We start from the raw sequence: 20,240 nt of genomic DNA on the forward strand, positions 1-20,240 counted from the left end.
TAAGCGCTCTATCTACTGCGTTGACCGCTCTATTGGCATCGCTGAGTGCTCTATTGGCATCGCTGAGTGCTCTATTCCTCGCCGTGACCGCTCTATCCACCGTGCTCACCGCTCTATCATCCCCCACAACCGCTCATAGCCTTCAATATGTAGCTAATTTCCACCAATAATTATGTGTCGATCAATCTTTCACCACAAGCGCTCTATCCGCTGCGTTAACCGCTCTATTGGCGTCGTTGAGTGCTCTATGCGTCGCCGTGACCGCTCTATCAACCACGCTCACCGCTCTATAGCCCTCCACAACTGCTCATTAGTCCCCCATCGCATAAACCTTTTTAAAAAGTAGAATAAAAAAACCCATGTTAGAAAAGCCCATGGATTAAATAATAAATACCTATTAATTTTTGTTTGCTTTGGTTTTACTACTCACACAGAGTAGTAAATATCATCTTCACTCTCGTAGCGCACAGCAATGGACTGTCCATTATCTGATTGGAACTGCAAGGCAGCGATGTCTAGTTGGCCAGTAAGAATAGAAAATGAATGATGATCATGCTGTGTAGGTAGAAGAGAATAGTGGATAATATCATGAATAAGAGAAGACATATCTTCAAATGAAGTAAAAATATAATACTCATTAACCATATAAGCCGGCATATTGCTCATCTCCTTGTAATTAGCTAAAGAACGGATCGACGGAGGGGCCGAAGCGAATAACTTTCAGGCTAGCAGGTACTTTGCAGCCGGCTTCAAAATGAGCCTGAATTATATTATATGCTTCAAATAGAATATTTGTGAATATAAAAATCATTCTACCGTTATTATAAAGTAGAATGATAGAAATTACTATTGAGTATTGTTAATTTATTGAAAAAGGGTAATTAGATTATTTTCTCAAACTAAACATAGTTTGCATGAAGGCCAACAGTGCATTTTTATCTGCGTCAGATAAGTCTATTCCGTTAAAAGATACTTGTCCGCGTAAAATATTCTCAAGAGCAAGATCTTTAGGTTGTCTCTTGTTTTTTGAAGAAGAGATGGCTTGATCTACTGTTTCGTTAGGTAAGTAACCTGCCAATATTAGTAACTCGTTTTTATCCGTCTCTAACGCAGCTGCCAATGCACAAATCGTTTCACGAGAAGGATTGTATCTACCTTTCTCCAGTGAAGCAATGAAGGAGTAGCTCAAGTCAGCGCGATCTGCCAAATAACGTAAAGTCATTTCACGTTGTTCACGTAATTTCCGTAGACGATTTCCAAACTCGTTCAATAATATCCCCACCTTATCTATCTACAGTTTTTAGTAAAAAGTATGCATTACTATTATAGCCTATTTATATAAAGATAAACAGAACAAAGTCAAAAGTCTAATAGGTAAAAAGACTATTTTATTAAAAAAATTACACTATTCAAATAAACCTTCGATAGATCTCGTCTGATGATAGCTTAGATAAATATAGTTAAAGCGGATACAGCACTGTATTTGAATTTTTGCCTATATAGTTATTTTACTTTATTGAGTGGTGAACTTCTATACTCCATATCCCTTAGTTTTTAAATAGTTTACTTTCTATATGTATTTTTAACGAGCCTACAAAGAAACTCATGTATTAAAAATTCATTTTATTACGCGATAGAATTATCTGACAAATGTGTTGACAAAAAGAACAAATGGGTATAATATGTGTTGTAAGGCTAAACAAAACGTTTTTTTGCTCTCTTTGTTTAGAAAAACAACACAAAATAATTCTTGATATAGAAAGGGGAGTAGAAGGGGTTCCGATGTATACGGCTACCCACATTATATATTCCACAGTTTACCTTTGCATCTGCTTACGTTTATCTTGTGTAGCATTTTAGCTTTTGTATTAGTTTGCTGGACAGTAATTATAAGGATGATTGTAGTGATAGGCGATAGTAAAAACATACGTAACGAAAAGCAGTAGAACTTTTATGTAGTCAGCGAACAGGTCTGAACTTCTTATTAACACGGGTCGTTCGGAATACTTAGTGTAATCTTTGTACTTTATACTAACAAATTTGACTAAAAATGTGGTGACACAGAAAGTGCAGGTGTTGAGAATGCGTTATGAATCTAAGGAATCTCGCAACAAGAGCAAAATGAAGTCTACCACTCTTCTTTTATTTCTAAGTTCTATATTGGTAGTAGGAGGGTGTTCACCTCTATTTGGAAATAGAGCAAATAATGACTCTAATGCAGTCGCATTAGCCAGTGAAAAGGTAGACCACTATGTCGGTGAGAAAAGTGAGGCTCTTTCTTTTGTATGGACTACTAGAAAGGAGTTATCCCTAACATTTAACGGAATGGCTGATAAAAAGACGATGTTGGAACTTTTGGATGCATTAGAGGAAAACAATATTCCTGCTACATTCTTTTTACCTGGTATTCGGGTAGCAGAAGAGCCTGAAATTGCTAAGTTGATTTTGGAACGTGGTCATGAAATAGAAAACAACACATTGAATCAAATGGAAATTCGGAATATGAGTTATGAACAGCTATATAAAGAAGTGAAACTGAGTAATGAAGTAATTCGAAATGAAACCGGCGTTACACCTCGTTATGTAAGGACTAGATCTGGTGATTACAATGAAGAACTGCAAGCAGTCACTGCACAACTGGGAATGGATGCAGTCATTAATTACACAATCAATCCACGTGAAGGGGATATGCAAGGGGCTAAATCAATTGGAGACTATATTGAAAGATATATAACACGCGGGTCCATCATTTCTATGCATACGGACATCAATCCCGAGGTAGTAGGATCCATTCCATATATCGCAAAAGCTGTAGAAAAAACAGGCTATAAATTGGTCCCGCTAAAAGAACTGGTCGATAGGGGAACTGAGCGCAAATCACTGGAGCAAATTACAGGCTATGATCGAATCAAAATCAATCCAAACTATAAAGACATCAAACCCAACATCTTCTACGACGCTCAAACGGAAGAAAAAGTTATTGCACTGACATTCGATGACTGGGCAAGCGACTATACAGTGTCCAAGATTCTAGACATTTTAAAAGAGGAGAAGGTTCCGTCCACGTTCTTCCTGATTGGTAAAGGTGTAGAGAAGAATCCAAACCTAGCACGAGCAATTTATGAACAGGGCCATGAAGTAGCAAGTCACTCATACGGTCATGAAGTTGTAACAGGGATGACCCCTGAAAGGTTACAAGAGGATTTGGTGAAAGCCCATAGAGCGATTACCGAAGCTATTCAAGCAAGGCCCACAATGTTATTTCGTCCTGCTACAGGAGAAATAGATGAAGAAACTGCAAAGATTGCTATGGCTACAGGTTATAAAAGTATTGCATTATATGATGTCACACCGTTTGACTGGGACCTGGAAAATGATGCAGATGAAATTGTAAAACGCGTCATCAATAAACGCGGAGATGGAAGCGTCATCGTACTTCACATCTTAGATGGCACACATACGATCGAAGCCCTACCTAAGGTGATTCATACATTACGCGAGGAAGGCTACACATTTAAACATATGTCCGAATTAATGCGAATGAAGAATAACTAATAGATGGAGATGGTATCAATGGCGAATACATTATACGAGCGAATCGCAGATAAACAGGAAAAGATTGCGGTAGTTGGTTTGGGTTACGTAGGACTACCGGTGGCTATCGCATTTTCGGAAGTGGCTGACGTCATAGGTTTCGATGTTAGTGAAAAAAAGATCGATCAATTATTCGCTGGAATTGACGTGACGGGCGATGTAGGAGACGAACGAGTACGCGATACAAGTATGCTATTCACTTCAGATGAAAAAGACTTACAAGATGCAAAGTTTTTCGTTGTCGCCGTTCCCACTCCTATTCAGTCAGGAAATCTCCCAGATTTAAAATTTCTTCAATTGGCCAGCCAAGCTGTGGGCCGAAATATGAAGAAAGGATCGATCGTAGTCTATGAATCAACAGTTTATCCAGGGGTTACAGAGGAAGTATGCATACTCGAACTTGAAGCAGCATCCAACCTGAAGTTTGGAACAGATTTTACGGTTGGCTACTCGCCAGAGCGAATTAATCCGGGTGATCAAGTACATCGTCTTGAAAATATTGTGAAAATCGTCTCGGGTAGTGATAAAAAAACACTGGATACTGTGGCAAGCGTCTATGAAATGATTATTGATGTCGGTGTATACCGTGCGGAATGTATCAAAGTAGCAGAAGCGGCAAAAGTTATTGAAAATGCACAACGGGATATCAACATTGCGTTCATGAATGAACTTTCCATGCTGTTCAATCAAATGAAGATTGACACACAGGCAGTCTTACGGGCGGCGAAAACCAAGTGGAACTTCTTACCGTTCTCACCGGGCTTAGTAGGAGGACATTGTATCGGAATTGACCCCTACTATTTAACATATAAAGCAGAAGATTGCGGTTACCGATCTAGGATATTACTTGCGGGGCGTCATATCAATGATTCCATGGCAATATACATTTCCCAGCAAATCCTTAAAAATCTGGCGCAGCAGAAAGTGAATATGAACGATATTAAAGTAGGCGTACTGGGCCTAACCTTTAAAGAAGATTGTCCCGACTTCCGTAACACGAAAGTACTCGATATTATCAATGAATTAAAAGAGTATGGAATCGAACCTATTGTAGCAGACCCATTAGCAGATCCCCAAGCAGTGAAAGAAGAATGTGGTATTACACTAACGTCAGTTGATGAATTCAAAGACTTGCATGCGGTGATTGTGGCAGTACCTCATGAAACATACAGGGGACTTAGGCTGGAAGATTTCCAGCAAATGTTCAAGTCAGAGACTACGCAGCTATTAGTAGATATAAAAGGTATCTACAATAAAAAGGAGTTTGAAGAGCAAAATATTCGATATTGGAGTCTATAAGAAAGGAGTGGAATTATGGTGAAAGAAAAACTAACGACCAAAACAGTAGTCAGACACACTAGTGAATCGACACTTCTTCCGAACGTTCCAATAGTTCGAAGAGATGAAGAAGGCAACATGGTCGAAACAAATCGCCTGTTGAAAGATTCCTGCTCATGCGACTTCAACGTCATAATGAAAGAAAAAATGTTCGGCACTAAAATGAAAACAAAAGCTATCGAAATATCTAAAACTGAGCTGATTGTGGACTTCGATTCATCTATGAATGCACTGAAAGCCGGTGATGTTGTAAACTTACGCTTTAAAATTCCCGAAGGAACATTGGGCGAAGGGTACGAGTCGACAGTGAGAATCCAAGGAACAGTTAGCTGGCAAGAAGTGAAGATGCCAAATGGTGAAGTAAGCTGGAAAATGGTATTCAGATTTGTTGAATCTTTGGATACGTACTTCCAAAGAACGAAATGGAGATTTATTACGACTATCACTCTTGCCAGTCTACTGCTCGTATCATTCTTCATTGTATTAATGCGTGTTGAAAGTTTAGTCTACTTTAAATTCAATAAATTCATTTACTTCTATAGTCTCATTGCAGCTACCTTCTTGCTGACTCGTTATATATTTGGAGCCTTATATAAAAATGTCCCAATTAACCCAAATTATCGTCCGGGTGTTTCCATTATCATTCCTGTCTTCAATGAAGAGGAATGGATTCATAAAACGATTTACAGCTGTCTAAATCAGAACTATCCTATCGACAAGCTGGAAGTAATCGTTGTAGATGATCAGTCTACAGATCTCACGGTAGAAAATGTTTGGAAAGCGGTAGAAAAGTTGGGACAAGAAGATGAAGTTTACAAAATAAAAGAGCGATTACAAGTATACGTTATGCCGAAAAACGGTGGGAAACGCGAAGCTTTGGTTGATGGTGTAGCAATGGCTAAGCACGACCTCGTAGTATTCGTTGATTCTGATAGTTTTCTAGAACCAAACGCCATTTTGAATTTAGTCCAGCCGTTTCAAGATCCTAAAATGGGTGGCGTTGCTGGTCGAACGGATGTTGAAAATAAATATGCAAACAGTATTACTAAATTACAAGTTGTACGTTATTACATTGCCTTCCGCGTCATGAAGGCAGCTGAATCATACTTTGATTGCGTTACTTGTTTATCGGGTCCGCTTTCTTGTTACAGAAAATCCTTGATTCTCGAACACCAGGAAGATTGGCTCAATCAAACCTTCTTAGGCCAGCCAGCAACATTTGGTGATGATCGCAGTATGACCAACTTTATTTTACAAACACATCGCACAGCATATCAAGATAAAGCAATTTGTTCGACAGTTGTACCTGATAAATTTGGTGTGTTTTTAAAACAACAAATGCGTTGGAAACGTTCGTGGTTACGTGAATCACTACGTGCAGGAACTTTTATTTGGAAAAAGGAAGTATTCATGGCTTTGTTCTTTTATGTAGGACTGATTGTACCGATAGCCGCGCCAGTAGTTGTACTGTACAACTTAGTATATGTACCGCTGTATCACGGTATATTCCCAGCGACATTTTTAATGGGACTATTCCTAATGGCCTTCATGATGAGCGCGGCTTACTTGTTCTTTAAAAGAAGCAGCTTGTGGATCTTCGGATTTGTCTTCGTGTTGATGTATGAAGCAGTTCTTTTGTGGCAGATGCCGGTTGCCTGGGTAACCTTCTGGAAATCTACTTGGGGAACACGTGATACACCACAAGACATCGAAGCACGAGAGAAGAAATTGGGGAAGAAGTTGAAAAAAGATCCTCTAACTATCAAATCATAACTATATGAATTTGTAGACAAGGAGAATGGCGTATGAAACAAAAAAATAATGAAGTATTAGATTATGAAATGAAGAATCGTAGGAAAGTAAGACGTTCGATTTTTCAATTAGCTATCTTACTGATCGTAGTCTTCCTTGTATTCCAAACGTTTGTCGAAATGAATCGTTATGATGCAACAGATAGTAAGGAATGGAAAAACAAGAAAGGCTTTATTGCACTATCCTATCCTGGTGTATCGAGGGATGGTTCAGATTCACTGTTTGCTAAGAAGCAATTGCAACAGCAGCTGCAAGCGTTAACAGACCAAGGATTCGTGACCATCTCTCAACAAGATGTCTTAGACTTCTATAAGAAAAAGAAACCATTACCCGAAAAGGCATTGTTTCTTGCTTTTGAAGATGGCCGTACGGATACGAGTGTATTCGTCAATCCATTGTTGAAGAAATATAACTACAAAGCAACGTTACTATCCTTTGCCAATAAATTGAATGAGAAGGATAAACGGTTTTTGCAGCCTTCACATTTGAAGCAGATGCAAAAAAGCGGTTTTTGGGAATTAGGCAGTAATGGCAATCGCTTAACATATATCAATATCTTCAATAAAGCAGGCACATTCCTGAACATACGCAATGATGAAGAAGTACTGAGTAAGGATGAAATCGATTCGTACAATCACTTTTCGATGGACTTTATCCGCGATCAGTACTTGATCCCTAGTGAAAATCGTGTAGAGATGGAGCGACGAATTACAAAGGATTACGAAGAGATGCGTCAAACATATCAAAAACAGTTGGGTTCGACACCGGGTGTCTACATGATCATGCACGCCAATGGGCTCTACAATACGGCAAACAATTTGGTTACCGAAGTAAACGACAAGGAAATTAGAAAGACTTTCGATATGCACTTCAATCAAGAAGGAGACGCGTACAACACAAAGGATAATGAATTATATAATCTTACACGTGTCCAGCCCGTGCCTTCCTGGTCAACCAATCATTTGCTAATGAAAATTCAAAAAGATACCAACCAAAAAGTAGAATTTGTAAAAGGGAATGAAAAACAAGCGAAGCAATGGAAGGAAATAGAAGGCGCGGCTGAGTTCAACGAGAACACCATTACACTTACATCAAAAGCAAGAAAGCAAGGGAAATTGATATTGACAGAGAGTAATGACAAAGACATTCAATTTACTGGCAAAGTGGGCGGGGATGTTGAAGGTCAACAATCCATTTTCTTACGGCGTAGTGATAATGGTGATGGATATGTGAAAATAGCATTTGAAAATGATCAAATAATTATTGAAGAAAAAGTAGAAGGTCATTTGAATGAATTGCTTGATACTCAGTCAATAGAGATAATCAATCACGCTCAAGCGACTGATAGTGATGAGTCCACTTCAAGAAATGAAAATGAAGTGCAACAAGAAAAACTACCCAACGAAAAGTATATAGAAATGAAGCTTCAAGATAATAAGTTATCCATTTGGATAAATGACAAAAAAGTTATCAATAAGCTAGCTATCAATCCAGATATTCAAGCTGGCAAACTAGCACTTGGTTCTACATGGATAACAGGTGACTTTAATGATCCAATCCATGATGCACACTTCAGTGATATCACAATCACTTCATTAGCAAATAAAGACGTTGCGCAAACTACATTATTCACAAATGAAATACAAAAACCACAGCAAGTCATGTATACGTTTGTCGGTTCTATCAAGTCTGCAATGAACTGGGTTGTTGATAATTTCTAATGACTGGCATGAGCTGAAAAGGCGGAGATTTCAATGCTAACTACTAAAAACATCATATTCATTGTGATTTCCTGCCTCTTTTTCAGTGGATGTCAGGAAAAGAAACAGCAAACTATGGATTTATCAGTTCTAGATGAATTGAAGTTTTCAGCTTGGGTTACAGAATGGCAATGGCAAAGCGGAGTGGAGGATCTACGACAAGTTGAAGGTCTTGATAGAGCGCAGGTTTTTGCAGCATATTTCGATGGGGAAGATCACATTTACTTCCGCGATAAAATGGACGATGCCATTGCTGGTATGAAGAAGCTATCAAAAGAACGTAATATCCCGCTGGATTTAACGATTGTGAATGATCTGTTTCTACCCGATGGAACAGTTGTCCACAAAGATTCAGAGTTAATTGGACGATTGATAGAAACGCCTGAAAGTCGTAAACAACATATTGATAATATTTTGGAGTACATCGATACCTATCAATTTGAAGGTCTTGAAATAGACTACGAAAATATAAACGAAGAGGACTTGCCGAATTTGATCCAGTTTTATCAAGAACTGCATGTCGTTCTTGAAGCACAAGGAAAACCATTGCGTATTATATTGGAGCCTAACTTACACGTGGAACAATACAACTTTCCAACAGGACCGGTTTACGTCATGATGGCTTATAACTTACATGGGGGGCATTCCGAGCCGGGCCCAAAAGCGGATGACGAGTTCATCCGTAAAGTAGTGAATAAAATGAATACTCTTCCTGGGCAACCGGTTATCGCCTTATCAGCTGGCGGTTTTAGTTGGCAGCACGGAAATGGGGAAACGAAAACCCTCACAGAGATGGATGCAGAGGGTCTTGCTGAAACAGCGGATGTTGTACCTATGCGAGATCCATCGAGTGGCAGCATGTACTTTGATTACCAAGATGCACATGGTGATACGTTTACTGTTTGGTATGGAGATCAGCAAACCTTGTATCAATGGATGAAGATTTCAGCTGAAGAGGGACAGACGAGGGTTTCTTTATGGCGAATGGGGGGAATGGAAACATCCACATTGGAATTCCTGAATAAAGCCGTCAATTATAAAGCGAAGGCGAGAGGAGAAAACGAGATGTTTGCCAATCATATAAAAGAACTCAGGAAACAAATGAATCTGACGCAGGCAGAGTTGGCCGAGCGAGTGGGGATCGGACGTACAGCCTTATCCAAAATAGAGAACGGTGCGTACTATCCAAGTGCCAAAACAATGAAAAAGATTTCGGATGTACTTAATAAGCCAATTGGGGAAATATTTTTCAATACAGATATATCTTCATGACAAGTGAACAGTATGTACCGTCCATATCCTAGTGTGAGTCGTAAAGCGACCGAGGGGAGAGAAGATTCATGAAAGTACATGGAGCAGATGAAAAAATTAAAACGCCACTAGCAAATGAAGAAATAATCTTCAGAAAAGACATAGAGGTTCCTATTCATATGAGGGTAGTGCGACTTACTATTATTCGTGCACCAAAGGGATACGGAAAGACGATGTTGCTAAGTAAATCCCTCTTCGAGACAAAAGACTCAACGGCTTGGCTCACATTGGATGGAATGGATAATGATCCGGTTCGGTTTTGGACGTACGTGATTACCGCACTAGGTGGAATTGGGAAAGCGTTCGATACAGAAAAACTATTGTCATTCGTTAAAACTAGCCCACCTCATTTCATGATCGTCGATATGTTGTTGAATGAACTAACTAACATGCATGGTAAAACCGCACTTATTCTAGATGATTATCATATGATCACGAATCCAGTCATCCATAAAATGATGAACAGATTCATCGATTACTTACCACATCACGTAAAGCTGTTCATAGCGAGTCAAAATGAAGTACCACTAACTGTTTCAAAGTGGCGGACAAAAGGTTGGGTATATGAAATTGGTATTCAACAACTACAATTTCAACTGCATGAAATTCGAGAGCTATATAGCAAGCATTCATCTGAAATGAGTCATTCTATATTTTTTTATCAGCAAGTATTACGTATTACAGAAGGTTGGGCTTTAGGGATCCAATTAATCCACTTGGCGGGAATAGAGGATGATCGTCAATGGGAGTCAAAGGACTCTTCCATATTATCACCCGTGGTAGCAAATCACTTACTCTATGAAGTTTTATCGAGCCTCAAGCCTTCGATGCAAGACTTTCTTATACGTACATCCATGTTGAATGAATTAACACCTGAAAAATGTAATCAGGTATTGGGTCGTAGTGATAGTGAAGATATATTGAAAGATATAGAAAAAAGAGGGCTGTTTATTCATCGGTTAGATAACAGTCATTTGACATACAGATATCATAGTCTATTTTCAACTGCTTTACAAAACGAGATGCATCAACGTTTTTCCAAAGACTCTATCACTGAAATTTATACCAAAGCAGCGTACGTCGAATATGAACAAGGTAATTATGCTCTAGCAATAGAGCTAGCGATAAAAGGAAAACTCTTCACCGTAGCGGATCATTGGATCGAAGAGAATCTAGTAAACATCGTTTTATCTAAACAAATAGAAATGTTTATGTGGTGGGTTAAGACGCTTCGTAAAAACTCCTTTGAAATTCATGTCGAAACGCTTACCATATACGCATTCAATCTAGCCATGCAGTTTGAGATGGAAAAGGCAGGATCGATTGTTAGAGAGCTTGATCGTAGACATGAAAAAGATGGTTGGAAAAATGAGACCGCATTGGATGATGCATCACTAATTTTAGAGGTCGTAAAAGTCTTTATGTTGTGTACGCAGTGTGGACCGACAGATAAGAGAGTCCTGTATTTACAGCAAAAGATTCACAATCACCCATTTTCAACAGATTCTCGATGGAAACATGTGTCCATCATTTATAACCACTTTGAACCACAGTTGTTACGCACTAGTTTAGGCAACAGAGGTAAACTGTGCTCCATCAAACAATTATCTATATATAATGACACGTTGCGAAGTGATAAATTCCTCGCCCACAATTTAGCCGGGTATAGTTATGGTCTGCAAGCCGAAGTTCTTTATGAAATGAATCTACTGCCCGAATCAGAGCAATATATAGAAAAGGCAATGGAATATACTTACCGTCATGCCGACGCAGGCTTGTCTGTCCCCATGTACATTTTACAAGCGAAGATTTATCTAGACGATAAACAGTTTATCAAAGCACAAGCCATACTCAACCACGCGATAGAGTCAGCGGTTAATCCCAACTGGCAATGTATTTTAATTACAATGAAAGCACTTGGTTATATTCGGGAAGGGTCTTTAGATCGGGCGGAATTTGAATTGAACAGATCATCAAGTCTAACCTACAAGCAGGCAGAGCCCCGCTTGGAATTCTGGATTCTCGTACGAGCAAGATGGCATATGGAAAAAGGCAATATCCGAAGAGCTCTTTATTATATTGATCAAGTGGCGCAAGAAGCTAAAGAAAATTTTCAATTGACAACTTTAATAGAAGCAAAGGTATTGCGATCAATCTGCATGTGGCAAACCAATAAGAGAAAACTGGCGGTGGAGACACTTCATGAAGCACTCGAATTGGCAGTGAAGTCAGGTTATAAAAGACTATTCATGGATGAAAAAGCATTAAATTCAGTGCTGATCAGTTATATCAAAAGTCGAATGAATTTTGAACGGGCAGAATGGGAGACGGTCCCGCTTGTTTTTGCACAGTCGTTACGCACAGACCATATCACTCGTCCCACAACCACTCATCATAGTAAACCGAAGCTAACTCCGCGAGAGGAAGAGCTGATCAAAGCACTTGCGACAGGTTCAACAAATAAGGAAATAGCTGAACAACTATTCCTTTCAGAGGGAACCGTTAGAGTGTATTTATCGAAGGTGTATAAAAAGCTCAATGTCAGCTCACGAACTCAAGCTATATTGCAAGTGAAGGATTGGCAGTAGAACTACTATCGACAAAGGGGATGGCTATAATGGTTGTATTAGTAGAATCGAAAATACAAAAGCCTGTTCATTTTGAAAAGTGGATTAGCAGGGAGAGTATGTTCACCGTCCGACATGAGGCGGTACAGTCAAACGTACTATTTATCAGCGCTCCAACGGGTTATGGTAAGACGACGTTTTTAACTCGTTGGTCAGAAGAACTTGATGAACATATTGCATGGCTATCAGTCGATGAAAGCGACAATCAAGCACTTCATTTCTTTGGATATATTATCTATACCGTTTATTCAGCGTGTAATTTGCTACCCAAAAAGAAATTACAAAAGAAGTTAGCCAAAGCAGACCGGAATGAACTGGATGCTATGTGGAGCTACTATAAAGAACTAGACAGAGGTAAAGAAAAGTCGGTACGATTGATCATCGATGACTTTCATCATATTAATGATCCAGAACTATTGGAAATGATTCAATACTTTGTAGTAAATTTACCGGAATCATTAAAAATTTGCTTCGCCAGTCGCCATCTTCCCCCCTTTACACTCGCACTATGGCAATCCTTATTAACTGTCACTGAAGTTAGAATGCAGCAATTGCGCATTACGGATGATGATATGAAAAGCTACTTGAAACAACACCCTCAACAGCAAGGATCAGTATGGCAAGAGTTTCTTCAAACGGAAGGGTGGCCTGCGGGACTTCAAGAGGTTTTACAGTCACAAGGAATATCTCATCAATTGAGGTCTGACAGGCATCGACAATTCACAATGAATGTCCTAACAAATGATTTATGGAGCAATTTTTCAGGCTCCGCACAGCATTTCCTCTTAGTGACATCCATCTTGGACACAATGAATCAACAGATATGTGATGCCTTACTCGAAAGTAAAGAGAGTCTTATTCATTTAAAGAATCTAGAAGAAAAAGGGTTTTTCATAGAAAGTGATTCAGAAATAGATACACAATATCGCTATCATCCACTTTTTGCTGTAGCGCTACGGCAAAACTTGCAGAAAAACCATTCCAAGGAATTTGTATCTGCCTTGCATAGGAAAGCTGCAGGGATATACTTTCGGCAAGGTAATGTTGTGGAAGCCATTACCCATGCCTTAAAGGGGCAAGCGTACCCACTTGCAAGCACTTGGATGATGCATTACGGTGAGGATTTTATAAAAGATAAAAAAACTGCATCTTTTATCTCCTGGTGTAAAGAATTTGAAAAAGTTCATATTCCATTGGCTTTTGATCTTCAACTGCTCTTTGCTTTTGCCCTTCTAGCTGAGCATCAAGTGGATGAAGCAGATCACGTCATGAACCAAATGACGGCGCAAGGGAATCGGAAAGAATGGAATGCTTTTACCGAAAGAAGTCGATCTGCTGCATACGACTATTTCTTAATCAAGTCCTACATCACAATCATTCGAATGGGTGGCGTGACAGAAGTAGGACAGTGGCTGCAAAAGGGCTTTGATTTACATGTAGAAAAAAGCTCCAAACTATACGTGCTACCACTTCAATTTAATAAAGTAGAGCCTGTATTATTACGAACGCCACTAGGTTCGGCCAAAAAATTAGGCATACAGCAAACTCTACTAGAGATACAATCTTGCCAGACAAATAAACTGTCCATAATAGGTTATTATCATGGGATTCAAGCTGAAACATTGTACGTGACAGGTTCAATAAAAGAAGCTAGACAGCAACAAGTAGAAGCGCTACTTCTAGCACATCATTTCCAAGATCCAGGTCTGTTGATACCTATGTATGTATTGAGTTGTAAATTGCATATAGCGAATGGTGAGATGGAAAAAGCACATGAGACGATCCGAAGCGCTTTACTATATACCGAAGACGGCTATTGGAAAGGGTTTTTATACGCATTCGAAGCGTTCCTGCACTTGAAACAAGACCATCTAGAAGATGCAGAAATGGCGCTCTCGATGATACAACGTGACTATGCAGAAGGTATACAGCAACATCCTTTTGTTGCGCTTGTAGAAGCAAGACTGCTTTTGAGAAAAGGGCAATGGGAAGAAGCATTGGAGAAAACATTGTGTGTGAAGTTCGAAGCTTTAGAAGAAAGGCAAGTAGTAACATATATTGAGGCTACGATCTTAGAAAGTTCTTGTTACGCGCGTATGGCATACTGGCCCGAAATGGCTCAGTCCTTACAAGATGCAATGGCTTATAGTAAAGAATATGGCTATACGCAGTTATTCGTGGAAGAAGACAATATGGAGGATATGCTAAAAGAATATGTGAAATTACGTAAGCAACAAATTGATAGGGAATGGACGCAGGTTCCACACTTCTACGTAGAACGCTTGATACAGGCCACAAAAGAAAGGAACCCTGTCCTAGAGTTGCTAACACCACGTGAACAGGAAGTGTTCTCACTTCTTGTGCTAGGTGAAACCAATTATAAAATAGCAAAAAACCTAGCTTTGACGGAAGGGAGCGTGCGGATCTATTTAACTTCTATATATGAAAAGCTATGTGTCAATTCTAGGAAGCAAGCCATGTTAAAGGCGTATAAATAATATAGGACGATACAAATGGCGATACTTCTTACATCAGAAGTGTCGCTTTTTGCTATACTGAATGAAAGTAAAGGAGTGTAAAAACACATGAAGTATCGAGATCGCCCACTTGTACAGGCGTTGCAGGATTTTAACGACAAAAACCCCATTTCACTCCATGTACCTGGCCATAAAAATGGGATGTTATCTGATTTGCCAGAGGCTCTGCGTCAAGCACTTGCATATGACGTAACAGAGCTGACAGGACTCGATGATTTGCATGAGCCGACAGAAGCGATTAAACAAGCTGAAGATAAGCTGTCCAATCTTTATGGAAGTGACCGTAGTTTCTTTTTGGTGAACGGTTCGACAGTAGGGAATCTGGCTATGCTGTATGCGACGGTTCAACGGGGTGACTCAGTTATTGTGCAACGCAATGCACATAAATCGATATTTAATGCACTGGAACTAACAGGTGCCAATGCGGTATTTCTTTCCCCAGATTGGCATGAGCAAACACAAACGGCTGGAACGGTATCGTTGAGAAGTATAAAAGAGGCACTCGCGCAGTATCCGAATAGTAAAGCAGCTATTTTAACTACGCCTACGTATTACGGAATGGTAAATAAAGATCTGAAAGCGATTATAGAAATTTGTCACAGCCATAACATACCGGTTTTAGTGGATGAAGCGCACGGTGCGCATTTTATAGCGAGTAAAGAATTTCCAAAGAGCGCACTAGAACTCGGAGCGGATGTTGTCGTTCAGTCTGCTCATAAAACACTACCTGCTATGACGATGGCATCTTTTTTACATGTTCGTTCGCAATTTATAGAGTTGGAACGAGTGGCTCATTACCTACAAATGTTGCAGTCGAGTAGCCCGTCCTATTTATTAATGGCATCTTTAGATGATGCAAGATATTATGCAGAGATGTATGATGAGGATGACTTTGAAAGTTTTCAACTATACAGAAGTAGTTTAATTCGAGGTTTATCTACTATAAATCACGTCGAAGTAGTGGAGACTGACGATGAACTAAAGTTGCTTATACGTGTAATAGGTCATACCGGGTTTATCTTGCAGGAAGCATTGGAACAACAGGGTGTGTATACGGAGTTGGCGGACTTATATCAAGTGCTACTAATACTGCCTTTAGTAAAAGCGAAACATGTAGAATCATGTGCTCATATAATCGACAAATTTAGGCGAGCAGTGGATAGTGTAACAGATCGAGAAGATACGTCAGTAGAAATCCATAACTTCTTGCCAATTAGTACTCCGACATCGGTAGTCTATACGGCAAACCAAATTCATACGATGGATACAGAGTGGGTAGATATTGAGAAGGCAACAGGAAAAGTGGCGGCAGATGCCGTTATTCCCTATCCACCAGGCATTCCTCTAGTATGTGCAGGGGAGCGCATTAGTCGCGAGCACGCTGAACAAATGCATAAACTCTTGACGGCTGGCTGTAGATTTCAGGGAGCATTCAATATTGAGAGGAAACAAATAATAGTAGTAGTCGAATAGATGGGGGATAAAAAGATGGCGGGATTATTCATTAGTTTTGAAGGACCAGAAGGAGCTGGAAAGACGACTGTGTTAGAAGAGATTACAGACCGTCTGAGAGCACAAGGACAAGACGTCGTGATGACTCGAGAACCAGGTGGAATTCCTATTGCAGAAAAGATCCGTGAAGTGATCCTAGATTCGAATCACGATACAATGGACAGCAAAACGGAAGCTTTGTTGTACGCAGCCGCGCGTAGACAACATTTGGTGGAGAAAATCATACCAGCACTTGAGCAGGGTAAAATTGTTCTTTGCGATCGTTTCATTGACAGTTCATTGGCTTATCAAGGTTTCGCACGTGAACTTGGTATTGAAAATGTACTGGCGATTAACTTATTTGCGATTGAGCAATATATGCCAGATTGTACAATCTTCTTCGACGTGCCACCTGAAGTAGGACTAGCTCGAATATGGAAGGATAAAGACCGTGAACGAAATCGTCTAGATTTGGAAAAACTGGATTTTCATAAGCAGGTATACAAAGGCTATCAAGAAGTGATGCGACTGGATAGTGAACGGATTCAGGTGGTGGATGCACAACAAACACCAGAACAAGTAGTTGAAAATGTTTGGCGAATTGTAAGTTCTGAAGTCAACATACACAAGGATTCATGATATAATAAAAAGGAAACAAATTTTCACAAGAAATCGGAAAAGGGGAGAGTACATTGAAACTGATTGTAGCAGTGGTACAGGACCAGGATAGTAACCGATTATCTTCTGCATTGACTAAAAGTGATTTTCGGAATACAAAATTAGCCAGTACAGGTGGATTTCTTCGCGCAGGGAATACGACGTTCCTGATGGGTGTGGAAGATGATTTAGTCTCTAAAGCATTGGATTTAATTCGCGATAATTGTCGCTCTCGCGATCAGATGGTGGCACCCGTTTCACCGATGGGTGGTAATGCAGATTCATATATTCCGTATCCCATTGAGGTAGAAGTGGGCGGAGCTACTGTATTTGTCTTGCCAATTGAACAGTTCCATCATTTTTGATATAGAGGTGAATGCTGATGAAAGTCAATGGTGAATTCCGTACAGGTATGGATAAATTACCGCCAGATCCTCTTCGGCATGCACAAGGTAATAACAAATTTGGACAAATGGTAGAAAAGCAAGGGGCGCGTCTGCAAGGAGAACAGATCACAAGGTTGTTTGGGGATATCTCAAATGCTGGAGATCGACTCGCTAGGTCGCGAAACTTACGTGATATGGCAAAATACAAGATGCTCATCAAACGCTTTTTGAAAGAAGCGGTAGATTCGGGTATCGAGTTAACACAATCCCATACATGGAACCAATTCGGTGAAGGTCGCCGATTGAAACTTGTTCAAACAATAGATGAAAAACTAATCGCGTTGACGGAGGCACTTTTGGATGAAGAAGAATCATCCATTGATTTACTCGCCAAAATAGGGGAAATCAAAGGTCTTCTAATCAATTTATATACGTGATCCCGTGCTGCACTCACATGTAGCACGGGGTTTTTTGCAACATGTTTACTAACTAAGGAGGAGCTTGCATGTCAGAGAAGTCGCACGACCATGCATTGCAGTCTCAGAAACAAGTCGTTGATAAGTTAACGAGGATTCACGAAAGACAGCGTATCGGACATGCTTATATATTTGACGGTTCGAACGGTGCTGGCAAGGAAGCGATTGCGCAATATTTTACGAAACTACTGTTATGCATGGAGCCGATAGAAAATGTTCCATGTGAAACATGTCACTCGTGTAAACGTATAGAGTCGGGTAATCATCCGAACGTAGTAATGATTAGACCGGACGGACAAGACATTAAAAAGGATCAAATGTCCGAATTAATTATGAAGATGACGAAAAAAGGATATGAAGAAGGACGAAAAGTATATGTGATTGCGAATGCAGAACGAATGAATACCTCGGCGGCTAATACATTACTGAAATTCCTCGAAGAACCAGAAGGTAGCGTTACGGCCATTTTATTAACTGATTCCTATTCGGCCATTTTGCCAACCATTCAATCACGTTGCCAACGTATTTCGCTACAACCAATGAATCGTCAAGATAGCATAGAAAGTCTTGTTGAAAAAGGAGTTACTGCCTCAATGGCAGCGACAGTAACGATGATGACAGCCAATGTCGAAGTAGCTTATGAAATGGCTCAAGAAGATTCCTTTGTACAGAGACGGAAATTAGTGTTAAAATTAGTAGAGGCAATCGAACAGCGATCGCAAGTTGAGTCGTTACTGTTCATTCAGACAGATTGGATGCCTTTCATGAAGGAAAAAAGTGATTGTGAACAAGGGCTGGATTTGCTTCTCTTTGCATACCGTGATATTGTGGCGGTAAAAGCAGGATTGGAGTCCACTATAGCCTATCCCGATCAATTGGAACTCTTCACAGGACATTCTGTCAAAAATACTTATAGCAGTTTAACTGTTAAAATAGATGCCATCTTGCAGGCGAAAAAACGATTGCATCAAAATATGAATCGTACGCTTTTACTAGAACAATTGGTGCTTACTATGCAGGAGGGGTTATTGTTTGTTTAAAGTCGTAGGCGTCCGCTTTAAAAAAGCGGGTAAGTTATATTATTTTGACCCATTGGATATGCCAATTGAAATTGGCGACTATGTCATTGTAGAAACTGCGAGGGGCGTAGAGTACGGTAAAGTAGCCAGTCGAAGTAATGAAATAGATGATGAAGATGTTGTCTTGCCACTGAAGAAGATCATTCGCCTTGCAGATGAGGGTGATCGTGAACGTGTCAAAGAGAATGAGCAAGAAGCAAAACAAGCATTTGATGTCTGTGTTGGAAAGATTACAGAACATCAATTGGATATGCGTTTAGTAGATGTAGAATATACATTTGATCGAAATAAAATCGTCTTTTACTTTACTGCCGAAGGACGTGTCGATTTCCGTAATCTTGTGAAAGATCTAGCTGCGATATTCCGTACGAGAATTGAATTGCGCCAGATTGGTGTACGGGATGAAGCAAAGATGCTTGGTGGTATTGGTCCATGCGGTAGAATGCTTTGTTGTTCAACGTTTTTAGGTGATTTCGAGCCAGTATCCATCAAGATGGCAAAAGATCAAAACCTATCATTGAACCCATCGAAGATTTCAGGTCTTTGCGGTCGCTTAATGTGCTGTCTGAAGTATGAAAATGATGCGTACGAAGAAGCGAAAGCACTCATGCCAGATCTAGGTAAACAAGTCGTTACGCCAGATGGAGTAGGGAAAGTGGTTGGGCTAAACCTATTGGAGCGTGTGCTTCAAGTGAATATGCCAGTATTTGAACGAGTAGTGGAATATGCGTGGAGTGAGATTGAGGATTTACAGAAGGAAATAGCTCAATTGACGAAATAATGATGAGGTGGAACAGTTGAAAGAAGTGAACTTTCTTGACAGAGTAATGGATTTTGAACAACAGTTGGATTCTATGCAAAAACAATTCAGAGAACTCATTGGTTTTGTAGCAGAGATGACTGAAGAAAACCACTCGCTTCGTCTGGAAAACCATCATCTGCGAACGCGACTCGATGAAATCGATAAGATTACACAAGAAATAGAAGAGGCCGCGCGTGATGAACGTCCAAAGAAGCTAGATGTGGGCGAAGGCGTAGACAATCTGGCACGCTTGTACAATGAAGGTTTTCATGTGTGCAATGTACATTACGGCAGCAGTCGTAAAGGCGAAGATTGTCTATTCTGCCTATCATTTTTAAATAAACAGAACGGTTGAAAGGTCAATTCCTAT

Annotated in this window: 16 protein-coding genes; 14 read left to right on the top strand and 2 right to left on the bottom strand. The window is 39.9% G+C overall.

Going from position 1 to position 20,240, the window contains the following annotated elements:
- Positions 1 to 426: 426 nt before the first annotated feature.
- The gene (locus CSV76_RS13835; protein ID WP_085427725.1) at positions 427 to 657 is read right to left on the bottom strand and encodes a hypothetical protein; all 231 of its coding nucleotides are present in this window, start codon (positions 655 to 657) and stop codon (positions 427 to 429) included.
- A 229-nt stretch (positions 658 to 886) separates the two neighbouring features.
- The gene (locus CSV76_RS13840; RefSeq protein WP_085427726.1) at positions 887 to 1,270 is read right to left on the bottom strand and encodes a helix-turn-helix domain-containing protein; all 384 of its coding nucleotides are present in this window, start codon (positions 1,268 to 1,270) and stop codon (positions 887 to 889) included.
- A gap of 851 nt (positions 1,271 to 2,121) precedes the next feature.
- On the opposite strand from CSV76_RS13840, the gene CSV76_RS13845 reads away from it, so the two are divergent.
- From CSV76_RS13845 to yabA, 14 genes are all read left to right on the top strand, one after another.
- Positions 2,122 to 3,555 (top strand): polysaccharide deacetylase family protein, encoded by a 1,434-nt coding sequence (locus tag CSV76_RS13845; protein ID WP_099625974.1) that lies wholly within the window; start codon positions 2,122 to 2,124, stop codon positions 3,553 to 3,555.
- An 18-nt stretch (positions 3,556 to 3,573) separates the two neighbouring features.
- The gene (locus tag CSV76_RS13850; protein WP_085427728.1) at positions 3,574 to 4,893 is read left to right on the top strand and encodes a nucleotide sugar dehydrogenase; all 1,320 of its coding nucleotides are present in this window, start codon (positions 3,574 to 3,576) and stop codon (positions 4,891 to 4,893) included.
- A gap of 15 nt (positions 4,894 to 4,908) precedes the next feature.
- Complete coding sequence (locus CSV76_RS13855) at positions 4,909 to 6,705, top strand: glycosyltransferase family 2 protein (protein WP_085427729.1); 1,797 nt, start codon at positions 4,909 to 4,911, stop codon at positions 6,703 to 6,705.
- A gap of 32 nt (positions 6,706 to 6,737) precedes the next feature.
- Positions 6,738 to 8,465, top strand: coding sequence for a polysaccharide deacetylase family protein (locus tag CSV76_RS13860; RefSeq protein WP_099625953.1), 1,728 nt, complete (start codon positions 6,738 to 6,740; stop codon positions 8,463 to 8,465).
- 33 nt (positions 8,466 to 8,498) lie between these two features.
- Positions 8,499 to 9,776 (top strand): helix-turn-helix domain-containing protein, encoded by a 1,278-nt coding sequence (locus CSV76_RS13865; RefSeq protein ID WP_085427731.1) that lies wholly within the window; start codon positions 8,499 to 8,501, stop codon positions 9,774 to 9,776.
- A gap of 68 nt (positions 9,777 to 9,844) precedes the next feature.
- Positions 9,845 to 12,403, top strand: a complete 2,559-nt coding sequence (locus tag CSV76_RS13870; RefSeq protein WP_099625954.1) for a winged helix-turn-helix domain-containing protein — start codon at positions 9,845 to 9,847, stop codon at positions 12,401 to 12,403.
- 29 nt (positions 12,404 to 12,432) lie between these two features.
- Complete coding sequence (locus CSV76_RS13875) at positions 12,433 to 14,940, top strand: winged helix-turn-helix domain-containing protein (protein ID WP_158232814.1); 2,508 nt, start codon at positions 12,433 to 12,435, stop codon at positions 14,938 to 14,940.
- An 87-nt stretch (positions 14,941 to 15,027) separates the two neighbouring features.
- A complete protein-coding gene (locus tag CSV76_RS13880) occupies positions 15,028 to 16,452 on the top strand; it encodes an aminotransferase class I/II-fold pyridoxal phosphate-dependent enzyme (RefSeq protein WP_099625956.1) in 1,425 nt (474 codons plus the stop codon).
- Between the two features lie 15 nt (positions 16,453 to 16,467).
- Positions 16,468 to 17,109 carry a dTMP kinase gene (gene tmk, locus CSV76_RS13885; RefSeq protein WP_085427735.1) on the top strand — a complete coding sequence of 214 codons (642 nt, stop codon included), beginning with the start codon at positions 16,468 to 16,470 and terminating at the stop codon, positions 17,107 to 17,109.
- 53 nt (positions 17,110 to 17,162) lie between these two features.
- Positions 17,163 to 17,492 carry a cyclic-di-AMP receptor gene (locus CSV76_RS13890; RefSeq protein ID WP_029054849.1) on the top strand — a complete coding sequence of 110 codons (330 nt, stop codon included), beginning with the start codon at positions 17,163 to 17,165 and terminating at the stop codon, positions 17,490 to 17,492.
- Positions 17,493 to 17,509: 17 nt separating this feature from the next.
- Positions 17,510 to 17,950 (top strand): YaaR family protein, encoded by a 441-nt coding sequence (locus CSV76_RS13895; protein WP_085427736.1) that lies wholly within the window; start codon positions 17,510 to 17,512, stop codon positions 17,948 to 17,950.
- Positions 17,951 to 18,018: 68 nt separating this feature from the next.
- Entirely contained in the window at positions 18,019 to 19,029 is a 1,011-nt protein-coding gene (gene holB, locus CSV76_RS13900) for a DNA polymerase III subunit delta' (RefSeq protein ID WP_085427737.1), read from the top strand.
- Positions 19,022 to 19,849 (top strand): PSP1 domain-containing protein, encoded by an 828-nt coding sequence (locus tag CSV76_RS13905; protein WP_085427738.1) that lies wholly within the window; start codon positions 19,022 to 19,024, stop codon positions 19,847 to 19,849. The genes holB and CSV76_RS13905 overlap by 8 nt, the downstream gene beginning before the upstream one ends.
- Positions 19,850 to 19,865: 16 nt before the next feature.
- Positions 19,866 to 20,225: a DNA replication initiation control protein YabA gene (gene yabA / locus CSV76_RS13910; RefSeq protein ID WP_085132300.1), complete on the top strand. Its 360-nt coding sequence runs from the start codon at positions 19,866 to 19,868 to the stop codon at positions 20,223 to 20,225.
- Positions 20,226 to 20,240 lie beyond the last annotated feature (15 nt).

The sequence above is a fragment of the Sporosarcina sp. P17b genome (genome assembly GCF_002743115.1).
In the GTDB taxonomy this organism is placed as follows: domain Bacteria; phylum Bacillota; class Bacilli; order Bacillales_A; family Planococcaceae; genus Sporosarcina; species Sporosarcina ureae_C.